Here is an 18038-nt window from a genome sequence, read left to right on the forward strand (position 1 = left end):
TTTGTTTTCCTTGGGAGTCGAGGTTGAACTTCAGGCTTTGCGACCCAGCATGCGCTTGAGGGTCACATCACGATCGATAAAGTGATGCTTCAATGCTGCCAACGCATGGAGGCCGGAAAAAATTACCAGCACCCACGCCAGGTAGAGGTGAATGGCACCGGCGTTATCTGCCTGGTCCGGCAGTCCGGAGATCAGGGCAGGCACTTCAAACCAGTCAAACACCGGAATCCCGACACCTTCTGCGGTGGAAATCAGGTAACCGGCAATCATCACAGCGAACAGGCAGAGATACAGAAAGCCATGGCCGAATTTCGCGCCCAGACGCGTCATGCGGCTGTAGCTGCTCAAGGTCGGTGGTGGCGGGCTGACGAATCGCCACAACACCCGCAGCACCATGACGCCCAGCAGGATCAATCCAATGCTCTTGTGCAGATCCGGCCCTGCCTTGCGCCATGGGTCGTAATAGCCAAGCCCAACCATCCACAGGCCAAGGGCGAACAAACCGAACACGGCCAGCGCCACGCCCCAGTGCATGAAGATGCTGACCCAGCCGTAGCGGGAGGAAGAGTTTCGTAGCTGCATTGCCTGGATCCCTGTAAGTGCTGGCCCAAGAGTATCGAGTTATCTATCGAATTAAAGCGGAAAAATTTGCTTTGAAATATCGAAAAATACGATCAACAGTCTGAAGCCTGCGAGTTAAGGAAAGATTAAAGTCGAAATTGTGAGAAAAAGTGAATACAAACCAGCTAACACCTGTATCAAAAGATTTATTCGATTCTGGTCCCGGCTTTTTCCAGGCAAAAAAAAAGCGCGGCCCTTGAGCCGCGCTTTTTTACGCCTGAACGTTACTGCGCCTTGGCATCCGTTGCCGGCGTCGCAGCCGGTTTGGCCGCTGGCTTCTTGGCCGGCTCGGCTTTCTTGACGGGTGCCTTGACCGGGGCTTTTTTCGCTTCGGTCTTGGCGGCCGGCTTGGCTGGTGTTTTGGCCGGAGCCTTCTTGGCTGGCTCGGCTTTTACCGGTGCCGCAGGCTTCGGTGCTTCCACCGGTGCTGGCGCGGCGGCCGGTGCTGGCGCCGGAGCAGGTGCTGGCGGTGCAACAGGCTCAGGTGCCTTGACCGGTTCCGGCTTCTTCTCGTCATCCGAGCCGCCGAACAGGTTGCTGAAGAAGTTGCCCTTCTTCGCCGCCACCGCACCAGCGCCCGCCGCAGCGGCGGCCGGAACCACTTTCGCCGGTTCGAACGACTTGCCCGCCGCCAGGTCTTCAACCTGGCTGGCCGCACGTTGACCGGTGCGCAGCGCGCCTTCCAGGGTGCCCGGATACAGGGTATCGGTGTGTTCGCCAGCGAAGGTTACGCGCTGAATCGGGCGTTCCCACAGGCGCCAGAACTTGCTGATCTGGCCCGGACCGAAGGCCAGGTAGGCACCGCCAGTCGACGGGTCGGTGCTGTAGCGACGGATTTCATAACCGGTGAACGAGCCGCGAGCCTGTGGATAGAACGCGTGCAGGCGGATCAACACCTGATCGACCATCTGCTTGTCGCCGAACGCCTGCATCACCCGCGCATTGTCGCCGGACAGGTTGATCACCACGTTGGCGCCGCCCTTCAGGGCAGGCTCGATCCACAACATGCCCAGGCCGGTGTTGCTGTAGATCTCGCCGGACATGCGCGCCTTGCTTTCCCACACCGGCGTCTTGAACTTCAGCATGATCTGGTCGCGCCAGCCGTAGTTGGTGCCCTTGATCGCTGCCAGGTGCTGGGCGTCCAGCGCCGGAGTCATCTGGATCTTGTTCAGGGCGCGCAATGGCACGGCCAACACCACGTAGTCAGCCTGGTAGCCGACGTTGTCGACCTTGACGGTCACGCCGTCCTTGTCCTGAATGATCGCCGAGACCGGGGAATTGGTCTTGATGGTTTTCAGCTGCTTGACCAGGGCCTGGGCCAGCACCGGGCTGCCACCGACCAGGCGCGAAGCGCGCAGGTCACGATCGGAGACACCACGGTAGACGCGGCTCTGCTGCGCGAAGTACAGCAGCGACAAGCGCGAAGGTTCGTCGTAGCGGGTACGGATCTGCTGGTTGATCAACTGGCGGGCGGTGGCCGGCAGGTTCTGCTTGTCGAGCCAGCTGGACACGTTGATCTGATCCAGCGCGTGCAGCGTGTTGTTGGCGGCCGGGTTCAGCGGGTCGTCGATCGAGCGCGCCAGATCATCCACGGTCTTGTCGAAGCGCTTGAGCGCCTCGGCGGTGGCCGGTTGTTTGGTCGCCAGATCGGCGGCAGAGAAATACTCGCCATCGATCAGGTAGCCTGGGGTCCGCACGAATTCAGGGGCCGGCGTGGTGCTCAGCTTGAAGTTCGATACGTACTTGTTCAGCACCGGCTGGGTCTTGTCGTTGCCGATCCACTCGCTGGTGGCCATGCCGGAACGGCCGCCCAGGCTCGACCTGGCTTCCAGCAGCGTGACCTGCCAGCCCTTGCTCTGCAGCTCGTACGCGGCAGTCAGGCCCGACAGGCCGCCGCCGATCACGATCGCGGTTTTATCCTTGGCCAGCGCAGACACGCTGAACAGCCCCAACATCACCAGCGCACAGGCGCGCAGCCAACCGACAGACATTCAGCGAACTCCGGAATCACACGAGGAAAACAGCAGTTTTTGCGAGCCAGACGGCTCAAGAAGCGCGAAGGATACGTCAGCTATCAGGCACCTGCCAGCAACGTCTATCGGTCAGGACAAAGTAGCTCTTTCGACACAATGGGTTGTCCCCGTGGCACGCATTGCATAGGCTTGCCCGATTGTTTGTCCGCGCAGGTCACGGACCGCCTCCAGGAGAGTGAAAATGGGCCTGAATAATCAGTGGATGCAACGCGATCTCGCCGTGTTGTGGCACCCCTGCACCCAGATGAAAGATCACGAACAACTGCCGCTGATCCCGATCAGACGCGGGGAAGGCGTGTGGCTGGAAGACTTCGAAGGCAAACGCTACCTCGATGCGGTCAGCTCCTGGTGGGTCAATGTGTTCGGGCACGCCAACCCGCGGATCAATCAGCGCATCAAGGACCAGGTCGATCAGCTCGAACATGTGATCCTTGCCGGCTTCAGCCATCAACCGGTGATCGAACTATCCGAACGACTGGTGAAGATGACGCCGGAAGGCCTGACCCGGTGCTTCTACGCCGATAACGGTTCGTCCTGCATCGAAGTCGCGTTGAAAATGAGCTTTCACTACTGGCTCAATCGCGGTCAGCCGAACAAGAAGCGCTTCGTCACCCTGACCAACAGCTACCACGGCGAAACCATGGCGGCGATGTCGGTGGGCGACGTGCCGCTGTTCACCGAGACCTACAAGGCGCTGTTGATGGACACCATCAAAGTGCCGAGCCCGGACTGCTACCAGCGTCCCGAGGGCATGAGCTGGGAAGAACACTCGCGCAACATGTTCGCCGCGATGGAACAGACCCTGGCCGAGAACCATGACAGCGTGGCTGCAGTCATTGTCGAGCCGCTGATCCAGGGCGCCGGCGGCATGCGCATGTACCACCCGGTGTACCTCAAGCTGCTGCGCGAAGCCTGCGATCGCTACGGCGTGCACCTGATCCACGACGAAATCGCCGTCGGTTTCGGCCGCACCGGGACGATGTTCGCCTGCGAACAGGCCGGCATCCGCCCGGACTTCCTGTGCCTGTCCAAGGCCCTGACCGGCGGCTATCTGCCACTGGCGGCGTGCATGACCACAGACGAAGTCTACAGCGCCTTCTACGACGACTACCCGACCCTGCGCGCCTTCCTGCACTCCCACAGCTACACCGGCAACCCGCTGGCGTGCGCGGCGGCCCTGGCGACGCTGGACATCTTCGAAGAAGACAACGTCATCGAGAACAACAAGGCCCTGGCGCAGCGCATGGCTTCGTCGACGGCGCATCTGGTGGATCACCCGAATGTGTCCGAAGTGCGCCAGACTGGCATGGTACTGGCCATCGAGATGGTCAAGGACAAGGCCAGCAAAGAGGCTTACCCGTGGCAGGAGCGCCGTGGCCTGAAGGTGTTCCAGCACGCCCTGGAGCGTGGTGCTTTACTGCGTCCATTGGGCAGCGTGGTGTATTTCCTGCCGCCGTACGTGATCACCCCGGAGCAGATCGACTTCCTGGCCGAAGTGGCCAGCGAAGGGATCGACATTGCCACCCGTGACAGCGTCAGCGTGGCGGTGCCGAAGGACTTCCATCCGGGGTTCCGTGATCCGGGCTGACAGTCACTGATTACCCTGTGGCGAGGGGGCTTGCCCCCGTTGGGTCGCATAGCGACCCCAGATTCGGCAACCTGGTTTCCCCAGATAAATCGCATCAGCAGGATTTGCGACTGCTTCGCAGCCGAACGGGGGCAAGCCCCCTCGCCACAAAAAGCTACTCCGACACACTTACGATGCCGAACATTAGATTCAGTAGAGACCCCGCATGAGACTGTCCCGCTTCTTCATCGACGCCCCCCTGAGCACCGGCGAGCACGAGTTGCCCGAAGCCCAGGCCCATTACATCAGCCGCGTGCTGCGCATGGCCGAGGGCGATGCGTTGCAATTGTTCGACGGCTCGGGCCAGGAGTTTCGCGCCAGGTTGGTCGAAGTCGGCAAAAAACGCGTGGTGGTGCAGATTGATGAAAGCTTCACCGGGCAGATTGAATCGCCGCTGCAAATCCATCTCGGCCAGGGCCTGTCCCGGGGCGAGCGCATGGACTGGGCAATTCAGAAAGCCACGGAACTGGGCGTCAGCGAAATTACCCCGATCTTCACCGAACGCTGCGAAGTCCGACTCAAGGACGAGCGCGCCGACAAACGCCTGCTGCACTGGCGTCAGGTGGCGATCAGCGCTTGCGAGCAATGCGGCCGTTCACGGGTACCGCTGATTCATCCGCCACTGTTGCTGGCTGACTGGTTGAAGCAGACGCAAGCCGAGTTGAAGCTGGTGCTGCACCCGGTGGCCGAGCCGCTGGTGAGCCATGCCAAGCCTTCAAGTCTGGCATTCCTGATCGGTCCGGAGGGTGGTTTGTCCGATGCCGAAGTCGATCAGGCCAAGTCGACTGGATTCCATGCAGCACGGCTGGGTCCGCGGGTGTTGCGTACCGAAACCGCGCCGGTGGTGGCGTTGGCGGTGGCCCAGCAACTTTGGGGGGACTTCTGAAAAGATCGCAGCCTGCGGCAGCTCCTACAGGATGTACGCAGGCTGCGATCTTTTGCATTTACTGCACCGGATCACTCACCGGTTTGGCAATGATCGCCTTGAGTTCGCTGGTCATCGGGAACTCCAAGTTCAAACCCTTCGGCGGGATCGGCTGCTCGAACCAGCGTTTGTAGATGCCATTGATCTCGCCCGAGCTGTACAGATCAGCCAACGCACCGTTGACCAGCGCCAGGAACTGCGGATCGTCCTTGCGCACCATGCAGCTGTAGATCTCCTTCGATTGCTCCTCCCCGACCACTACCCATTTGTGCGGGTCGTTAGCTTTTGCGCGCTCGCCATAGAGCAGCGCGTCGTCCATGTAGAACGCCACCGCCCGGCCCGACTGCAGCATCTGGAAGGCTTCGCCGTGGTCCTTGGCGCTGATCACGAACATGTCGATCTTGTGATCGACGTTGTAGCTTTTCAGAAAGCGCTCGTTGGTGGTGCCGGCGGTGGTCACCACGTTCTTGCCGCGCAGGTCAGCAAAGCTCTTGATCCCGCTGTCCTTCGCGGTCAGCAACTGGCCTTTGACGTAGATGAAACCATAAGAGAACGCCACCTGTTTCTGTCGTTCGGCGGTCACACCGGTGGAGCCGCACTCCAGGTCCACGGTGCCGTTTTGCACCAGTGGAATACGGGTCTGCGAGGTCACCAGGTTGTACTTCACCTTCAAGTCCGGCAGCGCCAGTTGCTGCTGGATGCGCTCGACGATCTTGCCCGCCAGATCCACCGAATAACCCATCGGCTTGCCGCTGTGATCACCCACGTACGAGAACGGCACCGAAGCATCGCGATAGCCCAGAGTGATGCTGTTGGCGCTGGCGATCTTGCTCAGGGTGCCGGTCAAGGGCGCTTCATTGGCCTGAACCTGACTGCCGAGCAACAGGCCAAGCGTACAAGCGAGCAACGTGATTTTTTGCATTGTTATTCTCCGTTGTGGGTGTTGGTTGATCAGACGCGTGCAGCGATGACGGTGATTTCCACCAGCACCTGCGGGCGGGCCAGTTCGGCCTGCACGGTGGTGCGGCTCGGTGCCTGCCCCGGCGATAGCCAGGCCGACCAGGCCTCGTTCATCGCGGCGAAATCCTCGGTGATGTTCTTCAGGTAAATGGTTGCACTGAGCAGATGATCCTTGTCGCTGCCCGCCTCGGCCAGCAAGGTATCGATTTTCGCCAGCACTTCGCGGGTCTGGCCGCTGGCATCCCGGGCATCGCCCGGCACCTGCCCGGAGAGAAACACCAGGTCGCCAAAGGTCACGGCGCCAGACAGGCGCGGGTTGCTGTGCAGTCGGGTAATGGTCATTGCAGTGTCCTCTTCAGAAATCAGTATTCAGGCGGCCTGGTGGCTGAAACCCTGAAGGTCAATGGACGGCTGGCGCTCGCCGATCAGCTCACTGAGCAAGCGCCCGCTGCCGCATGCCAGGGTGAAACCCAGCGCGCCGTGGCCGAGGTTGAGCCACAGGTTGCGATACGCCGTCGCGCCCAGCAACGGCACGCCGCTAGGGGTGGCCGGGCGCATGCCAGCCCACTCGACGGCCTCGTCATAGGCGCCGGCATCTGGAAAGGTGTCATGGGCCTGACGCTTGATCAGTGCCAGGCGTTTGGGGTCCAAAGCAGGGTCGAAGCCGACAATGTCGACCATTGCCGCCACTCGCAATTGTTTACCGATGCGCGCATAGACGATCTTGCGGTCGTAGTCGGTGATGCTCACGTCCGGCGCCCGGTGGCTGGCGCCGATCGGCACGGTCAGGCTGTAGCCCTTGAGTGGATAAAGCGGCAGTTGCAGCCCGGGAAGCGCCAACAGCGGACTGCGGTGACCGGCGGCGATCACCAGTTGATTGACCGGCAGTACTTGCTCGCCCAGTTCGATGGCGTTGACGCTGCCGTTGCTGTGGCGGATGCCGGTTACCGCTTGCCCGAGACGAAACTCGCAACGGCCGGACGCTTGCAGCCGGGCGGCCAGTTGCTGGCAAAAACCGTGGCAGTCACCCACCTCTTCGTCCGGGGTGTAGATCGCCCCGACAAAGGGCGCATCGATCAGCGCCGGTTCCAGTTGCGCGCATTCGGCCGGCGACAACACCTGCTGTTGCTGCGGGTCGGCCAGGTTCTGGCGCGCACGCTCGAAGCTGCCGTTCTGGCGGAAAGTCACCAGTTTGCCATTGCGCCGCCATTGGAATCCCGTCAGCCCATCGCCCTCGCGCCAGGACTTCAATGTGTCCTGGCTGAACATCGCCAGGCGCAGCAAGTGAGCGGCGTTCTCGCGGTTGACCGAGCGGCGGCAGGCGCCGAGGAACGATGCCATCCAGCGCCACTGGGCCGGGTCAAAGCGTGGGCGCAGCTTCAATGGTGAGTCGCCGCGCAGCATCCAGCCAATGGCTTGCAAAGGCACACCGGCGTCGGCCAGGGGTGCGACATAGCGATAGGACAACTGGCCGCCGTTGGCGAAGCTGGTTTCGCTGCCCAGCGAACCCCGTGCCTCGACCACTGTCACCTCGAAGCCGTCGCGCACCAGCGCATAGGCAGTTGCCAGGCCAATCACACCGCCACCGATGATGCACACACGCTGAGCCATGTCCGTCCTTAAAACCGTTGTGAAGACGAGTCCAAGGTTAGAGCCAGGTGACAGACGTTGAACAATGCATAAAGATGGCAAACCCATAAACAAAGGTTATGGACTTGCCATGCGCCTTCGCCATATCGAGATTTTCCAGGCCATCCGTCAGACCGGTTCGATCAGCGCTGCCGCGCAATTGCTGCACGTCTCGCAGCCGGCGGTGAGCAAGGTGTTGCAGCACGCCGAGCAACAATTGGGTTTCCCGCTGTTCCTGCGGGTACGCGGCAAGTTGCAGGCGACGCCGGAAGCGCTGGAGCTGGAGCGTGAAGTGGACAAGGTCAGTGAAAGCCTGCAAGGCGTGCGACGCCTGGCGCAGAGCCTGCGCCGCGAACCGGGCCACAGCCTGCGCATCGGTGCCACCCCGGCGCTGGCCCTGTCATTGCTGCCGCCGGCCATTCACGAATGGACCGGGCGTTACCCGGACATCGCTTGCGAACTCTCCAGTGCCCACAGTCGCGAACTGGTGCAGAACCTGTTGATGCGCGAAGTGGATGTCGCCCTGACCCTGCAATGCCCGGATCACCCGGGGCTCAAGGCCCAGGCGCTGGCATCCGGCGTGCTGGTGGCGCTGGCGCCGAGTGGTTACTGGCCTCAGGAAGAGGTGGGTAAACCCTTGCCGCTGATGGCGCTGGCGGATGCGCCGCTGATCGGCTTGTCCAGCGCCGACCCACTGGCCGCGCGGCTCGACAGTTACCTGGAAGCGGTCGAACCGCCACCCCGGGTACGCATCGCTGTGCAAACCTACTCACTGGCACGGGCGATGGTGGAATCCGGCGCGGGTCTGGCGGTGATCGATCCGTTCACCGCCCTTGGCGCCTCTCCCGCCACCACAATGATCCGCCCCCTGGCACCGCCGTTACCCATCACCCTGTATGCAGTGACCCGCGCCGCCGAACCGCCGCCCCATACCTTGAACGACCTGTTGCAGGTATTCAGCCGCCGAGCCCGGGAGCAGCTGGATCGGCTGGCCCCGGTACAGCCTTAAAGGACATAAAAGAAAATCGCCACAAAGTGCAGCAAGCTCCCGGCGATCACGAACAGGTGCCAGATCCCGTGGGCATGGCGCAGGCGATGATCAAGGGCAAAAAAGATAATCCCCACGGTATACAACACCCCGCCCGAGGCCAACCACGCAAAGCCGGCGCCGCCCAGCGCCGCGAGCAGCGGCTTGACCGCCACCAGCACGATCCAGCCCATCACCGCATAAATCACGATCGACAGAATCCGCGCCTCCGAACGCGGCTTGATCTCTTGCAGGATGCCGATCAGCGCCAGCCCCCAGACAATCCCGAACAAGGTCCAGCCCCACGGCCCGCGCAGGGTCACCAGGCAGAACGGTGTGTAGCTGCCGGCGATCAACAGGTAGATCGAGAAGTGATCGACCTTCTGCATGATCGCTTTCTTGCGCCCGCGCACGCTGTGGTACACGGTCGATGCGCTGTAAAGCACCAGCAAGGTAAAGGCGTAGATCGCCATGCTGACAATCTTCCACGGGCTGCCGTCGAGACTGGCCAGCACAATCAGCCACACCCCGCCGATAAACGCCGCCACCGCCCCGGCCAGATGCGTCCAGGCGTTCAGTCTTTCTCCGTGATACATGTGGTGCTCACCTCAAATTTCATCAGCGCAACGCGCAAGGCTCAGGCCTCAAGGTTAAAAGCGCAATGTTTCCGTACGTCACGATCCCTGTAGGAGCTGCCGAAGGCTGCGATCTTTTGATCTTCAGCAGCTTCAAGGGCAGCGAAAATCAAGATCAAAAGATCGCAGCCTTCGGCAGCTCCTACAACGCTCCGTGTTTAACGGGCACAATTGACCGATACCAAAAAGAGTCCGCCCCATGCTGATCGATGAAGAGTTGACCCTGAAAAAACTCGAGGTGTTCCTGGCCTTCATGCGCACCGGCAACCTGGCACGCGCCGCCGCCGAATTGCAGACCAGCAATGTCAGCGTGCATCGGGCGATCCATTCCCTGGAAAGTGCCCTGCGCTGCCCGTTGTTCAAGCACGAAGGCCGCAATCTCACACCGCTGGAAAGCGCTTACGTGCTGGAGGAGCGGGCGCAGAAGCTGATTCAGGATGTCGTCGAAAGCGTGCGCCTGACCCGCGAGGCCGCCGGGTTCTCGGCCGAGCGCTTCAAGTTGGGCTCGCTGTATTCGCTGACGGTGAAGACCGTGCCGCAACTGATCATGGGCCTGAAAATCCGCCGCAGCGAGCTCAACATAGACCTGATTCTGGGCTCCAATATCGACCTGCTCTACAAGCTCAAGAACATGGAAGTCGATGCGGCCCTGGTGTCGCTGGACGAGAGTGTCAACGATCCGGATTGCGAACAGATCCCGCTGTTTTCCGACGACATCTTCCTCGCCACCCCCGCCGACTCGAAGTTTGCCCAACGGACTGAAGTCGACCTGGCCGAAGTCCGCGACGAAACCTTCATCACCCTGACCCAGGGCTTCGCCACCCATCAGGACGGCAAGCGGGTATTCGAGCAGGCAGGGTTCGAGCCGAAGGTGGCGATGCAGGTCAACGACATCTTCACCCTGCTGAGCATGGTCAGTTCGGGCGTGGGTTATGCGTTGCTGCCGGGGCGGATTGCGGCGGTGTACGAGAACCGGGTGAAGCTGATCCCGTTGCAGGAAAAGTACCGCTTGCAGCAACACATTGGCGTGGTGTTCCTGAAGGCCAAGGAGCGTGATCCGAACCTGCTGGCGTTGCTGGCGGAGTGTCGGATGTATGCCAATCGCCAAGCCTGAAACCGAGTCGCACCCTTCGCGAGCAAGCCCGCTCCCACATTCGACCGCATTCCAAATGTGGGAGCGGGCTTGCTCGCGAAAGCGTCAGACCCGACAACTCAGCCCCTGAACCTAGCCCACAATCCCGCGAACAATGAAGAACAACAGCGAAGGCCCCAGCAAGCAGCCAAGCCCGGTGTGGAAGGTCGCGGTCAACGCGCCATAAGGCACCAGGCGCCGGTCCGTCGCCGCCAAGCCGGCAGTCACGCCACTGACCGTCCCGGCCAGCCCACCGAACACCATCGCCGAACGCGGGTTGTCCAGGCCCATCCAGCGCGCCGCCATCGGCGTGCCCACCATCACCAGGATCGCCTTGATCAGGCCGGTGGCAATCGACAGCGCCACCACATCGGAACTGGCGCCAATCGCAGCCCCGGTCACTGGGCCGACGATGTAGGTCACCGCACCGGCGCCGATGGTGGTCATGCTCACCGCATCGCGGTAACCGAATGCCCAGGCCATGCACGCACCGACAATGAACGGCAGCACAGTGCCCAACAGCAGCGCGATCACGCCGATCAAACCGGCCTTTTTCGCTTCGGTGGCCTGCACCTCGAATGCCGTGGCGACGATGGCGAAGTCCCGCAGCATGGCGCCGCCCATCAACCCGATACCGGAAAACAGCGTCAAATCCGCCAGGCCCTTTTGCCCGCCGGTCATCGTTCCGCCAACCCAGGCCAGCACCAGGCCGATGACGATGGCAATCGCCGAACCGTGGATGCGTCCGAAGGTCAGGCGTTTGGAGATCACCACTGACACCCACATGATCACGCCGACGAAGGCGAATGCGGTGACCAGGCCGTTGTGTTCCAGACCGCTCTTGATCAGATCCCACATATCAGCGACCTCCTGCCGGTGCGCCAACCTGCGTTACATCCGCCGGTTCATCGGGCAAGGGTTCTCCTTTGTGGGTCCGGCTGATCAGGGCAATGGTGCAACCGCAAACCACCACCGAACCGATCGCCGCCAGCACCGCCACCGGACCACCGTGCAGCGCCGTGACCACGTTTTGTTGCGCCGCCATCGCCACCACCACCGGGATGTACATCGCGCCCCAGAAGCCGACGCCCATCTCGCACTCCCGGGTCATGCCGCCACGCCTGTGCATCCACAACCGTGCGCAAATCAGCAGGATCATCGCGATCCCGACGCCGCCGACGTTTGATTTCACACCCAGCAACACCCCGAGCATGTCACCCATGATCACCCCTGCCAGCGTACAGATCGCCAACAGCGCCACACCGTAAATAATCATTGTCGTAGTCCTCAAAGTGCATTTCGAATGTTGTTTTTGTTGTTCGAAGCCTGAGTTTTAGGAGTGGCGGCTTCCCTCCTCACGCATCAGCGCCTGCAGGGTATCGAGCCGAGCACCGTCGAAGGCAATCACGCTGCCCTGCTCGAACACCCGGCGCGCCAGCCCGGTCAACACCGCCCCGGGCGGCAGTTCGATCTGTAGACGTACGCCGCGCTCGTAGGCGCTTTGTACCGTGCCGCGCCAATCGACGATGCGGCACATGTTGAAAGCCAGGTCGTCACGCAAGGCTTCAGGCTTGATCAGCGGACGCGCACGGCTGCCGCTCAGGTAGCCCACCTTCGGGGTTTGCAGCGGCACTTTGGCGAAGGCTTCGGCCAACCGTTGCGCGGGTGCTTCAAGCAATGGGCAGTGGGACGGCACGCTCACTACCAGACGCTTGGCCAGGCCAGCTCCGCGACCTTTCGCCAACTCGGCCACCGCTTTCATCGCCGCATCGCTACCGGCAATCACCACCTGGTTATCGGCGTTGATATTGGCCAGATAGACCGGCGCATCGGCGCTGTGAACCTGCGCCAACAAATCTTCCACCAGGGCCAGCTCCAGACCGATGATCGCGGTCATGCCGTAGCCCCGTGGATACGCTTGCTGCATCAGCTCACCGCGCAGGCTGACCAGATGCAGTGCATCGCTGAAACCCAAGGCACCCGCCACCACTGCCGCCGGATAAGCGCCGATCGACAAGCCGGCCACGAAGTCCGGGGCCATGGCCAACTGGCGTGAAGCGGCGACGCCAGCGATCAGCAGGCAAAGCTGAACTGCCCTCGTCGACCGCAGTGCTTCGGCAGAATCCAGCTGCGTCACGTCTTCACCGAGCCAATCGCTCGCCTCGTTCAACGTTTCCCGAGGCAAACGCGCCAGCATGCCGGGTTGCTGCGCACCCTGGCCGGGGAACACCAGCAAGCTGCTCACGCTGCCTGCTCCTGTGGATGCCACGGGTCAGTGACCAGACGGGCCTGAGTGGCATTTTTCAGCAGGACCCGCGACGCAGTGCCGGCCCACTCGCGCAAGGCAACGGCACCCAAGGGTGTCTGCAGTTGCAGGTCCACGCGGCACACGGCGGTGTCGAGAACGGCCACCAGCGCCTGCGCATCGGCACGACTCAACGGCCGCGGTGTACGCAGGATCAGGTCGAGGTCGCTGCCCTCGTGCAATGCGGCAAACCCGCTGGCCAATTCGAACCCGGCGCTGCCGCTGACACCCCAGACCCAGCCACTCTCATCGAGGTGCGAACGCAGTTGCGCCAAGGCACGCAGCGCCGGGAAATCACGCAGGCCTTGAACACGGCAAAGTTCTTCCGGCCGCACCCGTCGCGTGATGGCGGCAACTTCCATCTCTGCAGCAAACCGCTGCTCGCGCAACGGCCCGCGCACGCCCACCGCCACCTGCCCCGCCGCGCTCAAGGCGCGACGGACCACCACCGGCTGGCCGGCACTGATCGAGTCGATCACCCACGCCGGGGCATCCACAGGCAACTGTCGCGGGGTCATGCCCCACAGCAGGTCGTGAGCCAGAAGCGCACTCACCACTGTGCTCTCAGCAATTGGCGAACCTTGCTCGACGCCGCACGATTGGCCGCACCGAGACGACCGCTGAGATCTGCACCCTTCTCGGCGATATCGCCCATCGCCTGACCCAGGCACTCGGTCACCCGCGCCAGATCCGCCGCAGTCGGCTGCTCGATCTGCTCCACCGACAAGGTTTCCCACAGCAGCCCGAGGCTGGCATAGCTGTCGATGTCATAGGCCATCGGCGGCACGCTTGCCGCCAGGGCTTCGAGTTCTTCGACGCTGCGCAAGGTCACCCGCGCCGCCGACGCCTTGCCCATGGCATGCACCATCACCCCCGGATCACGCAGGGCGATCAAGCGATTGGCCTGATAGCCGTGGGCCAGGAACGCCCCGGACATCGCCTTGCCCACCAGCAAACCGATCACCGCATGGCCGGCCAGACGGGCACGGGCGTAACTGCCCGCCGCTGCGGCCAGCGCCTGATGAATGCCGAGCGCTTCTTCGCGGCGACCGTAGGCCTGGCTCGGCACGTCGACGATGGCGATCAGGACGCGTTTGCGGGCCTTGTTCTGATCGGCGGCGATGACTTCATCCACGGCCTTGGCCAGGCCCCAGCCTTCGAGCAACCCCACCTCGCCATTGCGTGCACGGACGAAGCGGTTTTCCGGGTCGGCCACCACCGCGATGAAACGCACAGGCTGATCGCCCAGCGCACCGTCCGCGACCTTCAGCGAAGCCGGCAAACCCTCGACCGCTTTCGCCCCGGCACTCAAGGCGTTGAACCAGTTCAAACCACGCAGGGAATACGAGCTCATGGGCGTTCTCCTTGGTACAGATCGCGAACCACGGACGGCTCGATTTGCGGTTCGGCATCCAGATGCGCCAGGCGTTGCAGGAAGAGTTCGGCCTGGCGACTGCGTGATTGCGCCGGCAAACCCTGCTGGAGCAACTCACCCACCTGCTGGCGAATCTGCGCCAGGTCGTCGGCCACATAGCGATCCACCAGGCCACTGGCGAAGCGCTGCTCGCCACCGGTCAGGCTCCAGATGAAGGGGCGGTCGCGGGAGTCGTACTCTTCAAGCCCCGCTTCCTGCTCGATCACCTGTGGGCCGTTCAGGCCGAGTCGCGCTTCCTGGGTCACCAACAGGTAGCTGCACAACCCGGCAGCAATCGACATGCCGCCAAAGCAACCGACGCTGCCCGCCACGATGCCGACCACGGGCTGGTACTGCTGCAAATCGACAATCGCCGCGTGGATGTCGGCAATCGCCGCCAGACCGAGGTTGGCTTCCTGCAAGCGCACGCCGCCGGTTTCCAGCAGCAGCACGGCGCGGGTCGGGATGCCGTTGCGGTTGTCTTCGGCGGCCAGTTCCAGTGCACCGGCAATTTTTGCCCCGCCGACTTCGCCCAGGCTACCGCCCTGGAACGCGCCTTCAATGGCGGCGATCACCACCGGCAAACCCTCGAGGTTGCCCTTGGCGATCACCACGCCGTCGTCGGCTTGCGGCACCACGCCCTGGCGCGACAGCCACGGCGACATGATCCGTTGAAAAGGGTCGAGCAGTTCGCGGAAGGTACCGGCATCGAGCAGGGCCTTGGCCCGTTGCCGCGCACCGAGCTCGACGAAGCTGTGCTTGCTCAGCAGGGATGCGCTGTCAGTCATGGCCGATCTCCTCGAAACCTTGTTCCAGACGTAGGCGCACCACGCCGGGGGTCGCGCCGAAATCGTGGATGTCGATGTCCATCGCTGGCGGCGTCTGGCCGTCGAACATCCGTGCGAACAGATGCTGCCAGCGTTGTTCGCTGCCATTGACCGAGGTCTGCACGTTGATCGTCAGCTTGCCGGCCTGACCCGGTTCGATCAGCACTTCCAGATCGCCCGAACCGACACAGCCCACCAGGGTACGACCGCGTGGCGGCTGCCCGGCGGGGAATTCAAAAGATAAGGTTTCCATCAGAAAGCTCCCTGTTTGAGGCTGTCGCCCGACTCGATACGGTCGATGAACAGGCAGGCTGCGAGCAGGTCCGCAGCACCACCGGGCGAGGCATTCAACGCGATGAGTTGTTGGTCCAGCTCATGCAGGCGGCGACGTCCGGCGAGGCTGGCGCTACCCCCGGCATCGAGCACGGCCTGGGCGCCGAGTTGCATGGTGTGCAGACCTTGTTCTCCAGCGCGATAAAGCACGCAGGTGTCGTCCAGATTCGTCATGATCGCCAGCAGCGCATCGAGCCGGGCGTTCTGTTCGCCATGGCCGGCGGCGCGGCTGCATTTGAGTTGCGGCAACGCGCGTTGCAACACCGCCGGGAAGCCCAGTTGCGCTTCCTCACGGGCTCCGCGAGCGCCGTAGCGTTGAGCGACTTGAGCACCGTGGCTGAGTGGGCGCGGCGCGTAACGGTCGTCGAGCAGCGCCAGGCGCGCCGCACGAATCGATACGCTGCTTGCAGCCGTGGATTCAGGGTCCAGCGCAGCGGCAGTGACCAACAGGCCCAAGGCCCAGATCGCCCCGCGATGAGTATTCACGCCGCCCGTGGTGTCTAGCATCGCTTGCTCGCCTTCGCGACCGATGCGGCCGACGGCTTCACGCAGGGGCATGCCGATCTCACCGAACTCAATCGCGGCATCGGCCATCGCCTTGAAGGCCGGCCACAGGGACAGCGCCGAAGCGTGCATCAGCCCCAGGTGCAAATCGGTGTGGGCGCCATTGCCGCGACGGTCGACCAGTGCCGGTTTCGGCGACAGATCAGCCTCGTCGATCAGCGCGTCCACCGCCAGGTCCGCCAGCCGCTCGGCCAGGCTCAGGGTTTTGGGTTGCAGGTTGAGTGCGTGCATTACCAGCTCCTGAACTTGGCGGGCGGGTTGTAGAGGCCACCGGACCACTCCACCAGATCGGCCACGCTCTTCGCCGCGAGCAGTTCGCGGGTGGCGTCGGTGCGACGGATGCCGAGGTCTTCGGGCAAGGCGATCAGGCCTTCGCGGCGCATGCGCGCGGTGTCTTTGGGGTTGTGACGCAGGCCGATGGCGGTCACCCCGGCGACGGCGGCGATCATCGCTTGGCGTTCTTCCAGCGAGCGCGCCTTGTACAGGTAGGCGATGCCTTCTTCGGTCAACAAATGGGTGACGTCGTCGCCGTAGACCATGATCGGCGCCAGCGGCATGCCGCTTTTCTTCGCCACATCAACGGCATCAAGGGTTTCGACGAAGGTCGGTTTGCCGCCCTCCTGGAAGGTCTCGACCATCTGCACCACGAGTTTCTTGCCGCGCTCGAGCATCGGCTCGGCCACGTCGGTGTTGCGCATGTCGAGCCAGGCGGGTGTGCCGTGGCGACGACCGCGCGGGTCGTGGCCCATGTTCGGCGCGCCGCCGAAGCCGGCCAGGCGCCCGCGAGTCACGGTGGAGGAATGGCCGTCGCCATCGACCTGCAAAGTCGCGCCGATGAACAGGTCCACCGCGTATTGCCCGGCCAGTTGGCTGAACATCCGGTTGGAACGCAGGGAGCCGTCGCGCCCGGTAAAGAACACATCCGGCCGCGCCGCAATGTAGTTCTCCATCCCCAGTTCAGTGCCGAAGCAATGCACGCTTTCGACCCAGCCGCTTTCAATCGCCGGAATCAGGGTCGGGTGCGGGTTGAGCGTCCAGTTGCGGCAGATCTTGCCTTTGAGGCCGAGGGATTCGCCGTAGGTCGGCAGGATCAGCTCGATGGCCGCGGTGTTGAAACCGATGCCGTGGTTGAGCGACTGCACGTTGTGTTTTTCGTAGATGCCGCGGATCGCCATCATCGCCATCAGCACGTGCACGGGCTTAATGTGCCGTGGGTCGCGGGTGAACAGCGGTTCGATGTAGAACGGTTTGTCGGCCACCACCACAAAGTCGACCCAGGAGGCGGGAATGTCGACGCGCGGCAGGTCGCTGACATCGTCCACCAACTGGTTGACCTGGACGATGACGATGCCGTCGCTGAAGGCCGCCGGTTCGATCAGCGCCGGGGTGTCTTCGGTGCTCGGCCCGGTGTAGATGTTGCCGGCGCGGTCGGCCATGAAGCCGGCCGAGAGCACGACGTTGGGAATCAGGTCCACCACCAGCCGCGCGTAGAGTTCGATGTAGGTGTGGATCGCGCCGATTTCCAGCAGGCCGTCTTCGAGCAACTGGCTGATACGCAGGCTTTGGGTGCCGGCGAAAGAGAAGTCGAGCTTGCGCGCGATGCCGCGTTCGAACAGGTCCAGATGCTCGGCGCGCCCGACACTGGGCATGATCATGTGCAGGTCATGCAGCTTCGCGGGGTCGGCCTTGGCCAGGGAACGTGAAAGGAAATCCGCCTGCTTCTGGTTGTTGCCTTCGAGCACCACGCGGTCGCCCGGCAGGATCAACGCCTCCAGCGCCGCGACGATGTTTTCGGTGGGCAGCACCACACCGTCGGCAAGACCTCGCACTAGCTCGAGACGCCGCTGCTTTTCGCTGCGCCGCCGCGTCCATCGCGAGTCGGGGGATATTGTTGTTGTCATGACCACTCCACGGGTTCGCTGTCGTGGGGGTCACATTAGGAGTGTTGGGTGGGGGCATCAATCAAGCAGAGTGGCGGATCGTTACGCTTGGAGTAATGGTTGTCT

19 protein-coding genes are annotated in these 18038 nt (G+C 62.7%); 4 read left to right on the forward strand and 15 right to left on the reverse strand.

Going from position 1 to position 18038, the window contains the following annotated elements:
* Positions 1-30: 30 nt before the first annotated feature.
* Positions 31-582, reverse strand: coding sequence for a cytochrome b (locus tag ACEN83_RS28425; RefSeq protein ID WP_116579608.1), 552 nt, complete (start codon positions 580-582; stop codon positions 31-33).
* Positions 583-845: 263 nt separating this feature from the next.
* Positions 846-2612 (reverse strand): flavin monoamine oxidase family protein, encoded by a 1767-nt coding sequence (locus ACEN83_RS28430; RefSeq protein ID WP_495578969.1) that lies wholly within the window; start codon positions 2610-2612, stop codon positions 846-848.
* 223 nt (positions 2613-2835) lie between these two features.
* Between ACEN83_RS28430 and ACEN83_RS28435 the strand changes: the two genes are divergently transcribed.
* Together ACEN83_RS28435 and ACEN83_RS28440 are read left to right on the forward strand one after the other, a co-directional pair.
* Positions 2836-4242 carry an adenosylmethionine--8-amino-7-oxononanoate transaminase gene (locus tag ACEN83_RS28435; protein WP_495578970.1) on the forward strand — a complete coding sequence of 469 codons (1407 nt, stop codon included), beginning with the start codon at positions 2836-2838 and terminating at the stop codon, positions 4240-4242.
* A 205-nt stretch (positions 4243-4447) separates the two neighbouring features.
* Positions 4448-5167, forward strand: coding sequence for a 16S rRNA (uracil(1498)-N(3))-methyltransferase (locus ACEN83_RS28440; protein WP_495578971.1), 720 nt, complete (start codon positions 4448-4450; stop codon positions 5165-5167).
* A 58-nt stretch (positions 5168-5225) separates the two neighbouring features.
* Here the strand turns inward: ACEN83_RS28440 and ACEN83_RS28445 are convergent, their stop codons facing one another.
* From ACEN83_RS28445 to ACEN83_RS28455, 3 genes are read right to left on the reverse strand one after another with little or no spacing between them, the layout of a single operon-like run.
* A complete protein-coding gene (locus ACEN83_RS28445) occupies positions 5226-6128 on the reverse strand; it encodes a transporter substrate-binding domain-containing protein (protein ID WP_218481185.1) in 903 nt (300 codons plus the stop codon).
* Between the two features lie 29 nt (positions 6129-6157).
* On the reverse strand, positions 6158-6508 hold the full coding sequence (locus ACEN83_RS28450; RefSeq protein WP_218473315.1) for a RidA family protein: 351 nt from the start codon (positions 6506-6508) through the stop codon (positions 6158-6160).
* 27 nt (positions 6509-6535) lie between these two features.
* On the reverse strand, positions 6536-7777 hold the full coding sequence (locus tag ACEN83_RS28455; RefSeq protein WP_495578972.1) for a D-amino acid dehydrogenase: 1242 nt from the start codon (positions 7775-7777) through the stop codon (positions 6536-6538).
* 109 nt (positions 7778-7886) lie between these two features.
* Here ACEN83_RS28455 and ACEN83_RS28460 point away from each other — a divergent pair, with 109 nt between their 5' ends.
* Positions 7887-8804, forward strand: coding sequence for a LysR family transcriptional regulator (locus ACEN83_RS28460; RefSeq protein WP_495578973.1), 918 nt, complete (start codon positions 7887-7889; stop codon positions 8802-8804).
* Here ACEN83_RS28460 and trhA read toward each other — a convergent pair.
* Positions 8801-9418 carry a PAQR family membrane homeostasis protein TrhA gene (gene trhA, locus ACEN83_RS28465; protein ID WP_007975433.1) on the reverse strand — a complete coding sequence of 206 codons (618 nt, stop codon included), beginning with the start codon at positions 9416-9418 and terminating at the stop codon, positions 8801-8803. The two genes, ACEN83_RS28460 and trhA, sit on opposite strands and share 4 nt — an antisense overlap.
* Positions 9419-9656: 238 nt before the next feature.
* Between trhA and ACEN83_RS28470 the strand changes: the two genes are divergently transcribed.
* A complete protein-coding gene (locus tag ACEN83_RS28470) occupies positions 9657-10571 on the forward strand; it encodes a LysR family transcriptional regulator (protein WP_007975432.1) in 915 nt (304 codons plus the stop codon).
* A 111-nt stretch (positions 10572-10682) separates the two neighbouring features.
* On the opposite strand, the gene madM is transcribed toward ACEN83_RS28470, so the two are convergent.
* From madM to mdcA, 9 genes are read right to left on the reverse strand one after another with little or no spacing between them, the layout of a single operon-like run.
* A complete protein-coding gene (madM, locus tag ACEN83_RS28475) occupies positions 10683-11447 on the reverse strand; it encodes a malonate transporter subunit MadM (RefSeq protein ID WP_429391493.1) in 765 nt (254 codons plus the stop codon).
* 1 nt (position 11448) lies between these two features.
* Entirely contained in the window at positions 11449-11865 is a 417-nt protein-coding gene (gene madL, locus ACEN83_RS28480) for a malonate transporter subunit MadL (protein ID WP_008050285.1), read from the reverse strand.
* A 57-nt stretch (positions 11866-11922) separates the two neighbouring features.
* Positions 11923-12834 (reverse strand): malonate decarboxylase subunit epsilon, encoded by a 912-nt coding sequence (mdcH, locus tag ACEN83_RS28485; protein WP_495578974.1) that lies wholly within the window; start codon positions 12832-12834, stop codon positions 11923-11925.
* Complete coding sequence (locus ACEN83_RS28490; protein ID WP_495578975.1) at positions 12831-13451, reverse strand: malonate decarboxylase holo-ACP synthase; 621 nt, start codon at positions 13449-13451, stop codon at positions 12831-12833. The genes mdcH and ACEN83_RS28490 overlap by 4 nt, the downstream gene beginning before the upstream one ends.
* Positions 13445-14248: a biotin-independent malonate decarboxylase subunit gamma gene (gene mdcE / locus ACEN83_RS28495; protein WP_495578976.1), complete on the reverse strand. Its 804-nt coding sequence runs from the start codon at positions 14246-14248 to the stop codon at positions 13445-13447. Before mdcE ends, ACEN83_RS28490 begins: the two co-directional genes overlap by 7 nt.
* Complete coding sequence (locus ACEN83_RS28500; RefSeq protein WP_495578977.1) at positions 14245-15096, reverse strand: biotin-independent malonate decarboxylase subunit beta; 852 nt, start codon at positions 15094-15096, stop codon at positions 14245-14247. The genes mdcE and ACEN83_RS28500 overlap by 4 nt, the downstream gene beginning before the upstream one ends.
* A complete protein-coding gene (locus tag ACEN83_RS28505) occupies positions 15089-15388 on the reverse strand; it encodes a malonate decarboxylase subunit delta (RefSeq protein WP_007975424.1) in 300 nt (99 codons plus the stop codon). Before ACEN83_RS28505 ends, ACEN83_RS28500 begins: the two co-directional genes overlap by 8 nt.
* On the reverse strand, positions 15388-16263 hold the full coding sequence (locus ACEN83_RS28510; RefSeq protein WP_495578978.1) for a triphosphoribosyl-dephospho-CoA synthase: 876 nt from the start codon (positions 16261-16263) through the stop codon (positions 15388-15390). The genes ACEN83_RS28505 and ACEN83_RS28510 overlap by 1 nt, the downstream gene beginning before the upstream one ends.
* A complete protein-coding gene (mdcA, locus tag ACEN83_RS28515; protein WP_495578979.1) occupies positions 16263-17933 on the reverse strand; it encodes a malonate decarboxylase subunit alpha in 1671 nt (556 codons plus the stop codon). The genes ACEN83_RS28510 and mdcA overlap by 1 nt, the downstream gene beginning before the upstream one ends.
* Between the last annotated feature and the right edge of the window lie 105 nt (positions 17934-18038).

This window comes from Pseudomonas sp. Pseusp49 (assembly GCF_059491875.1).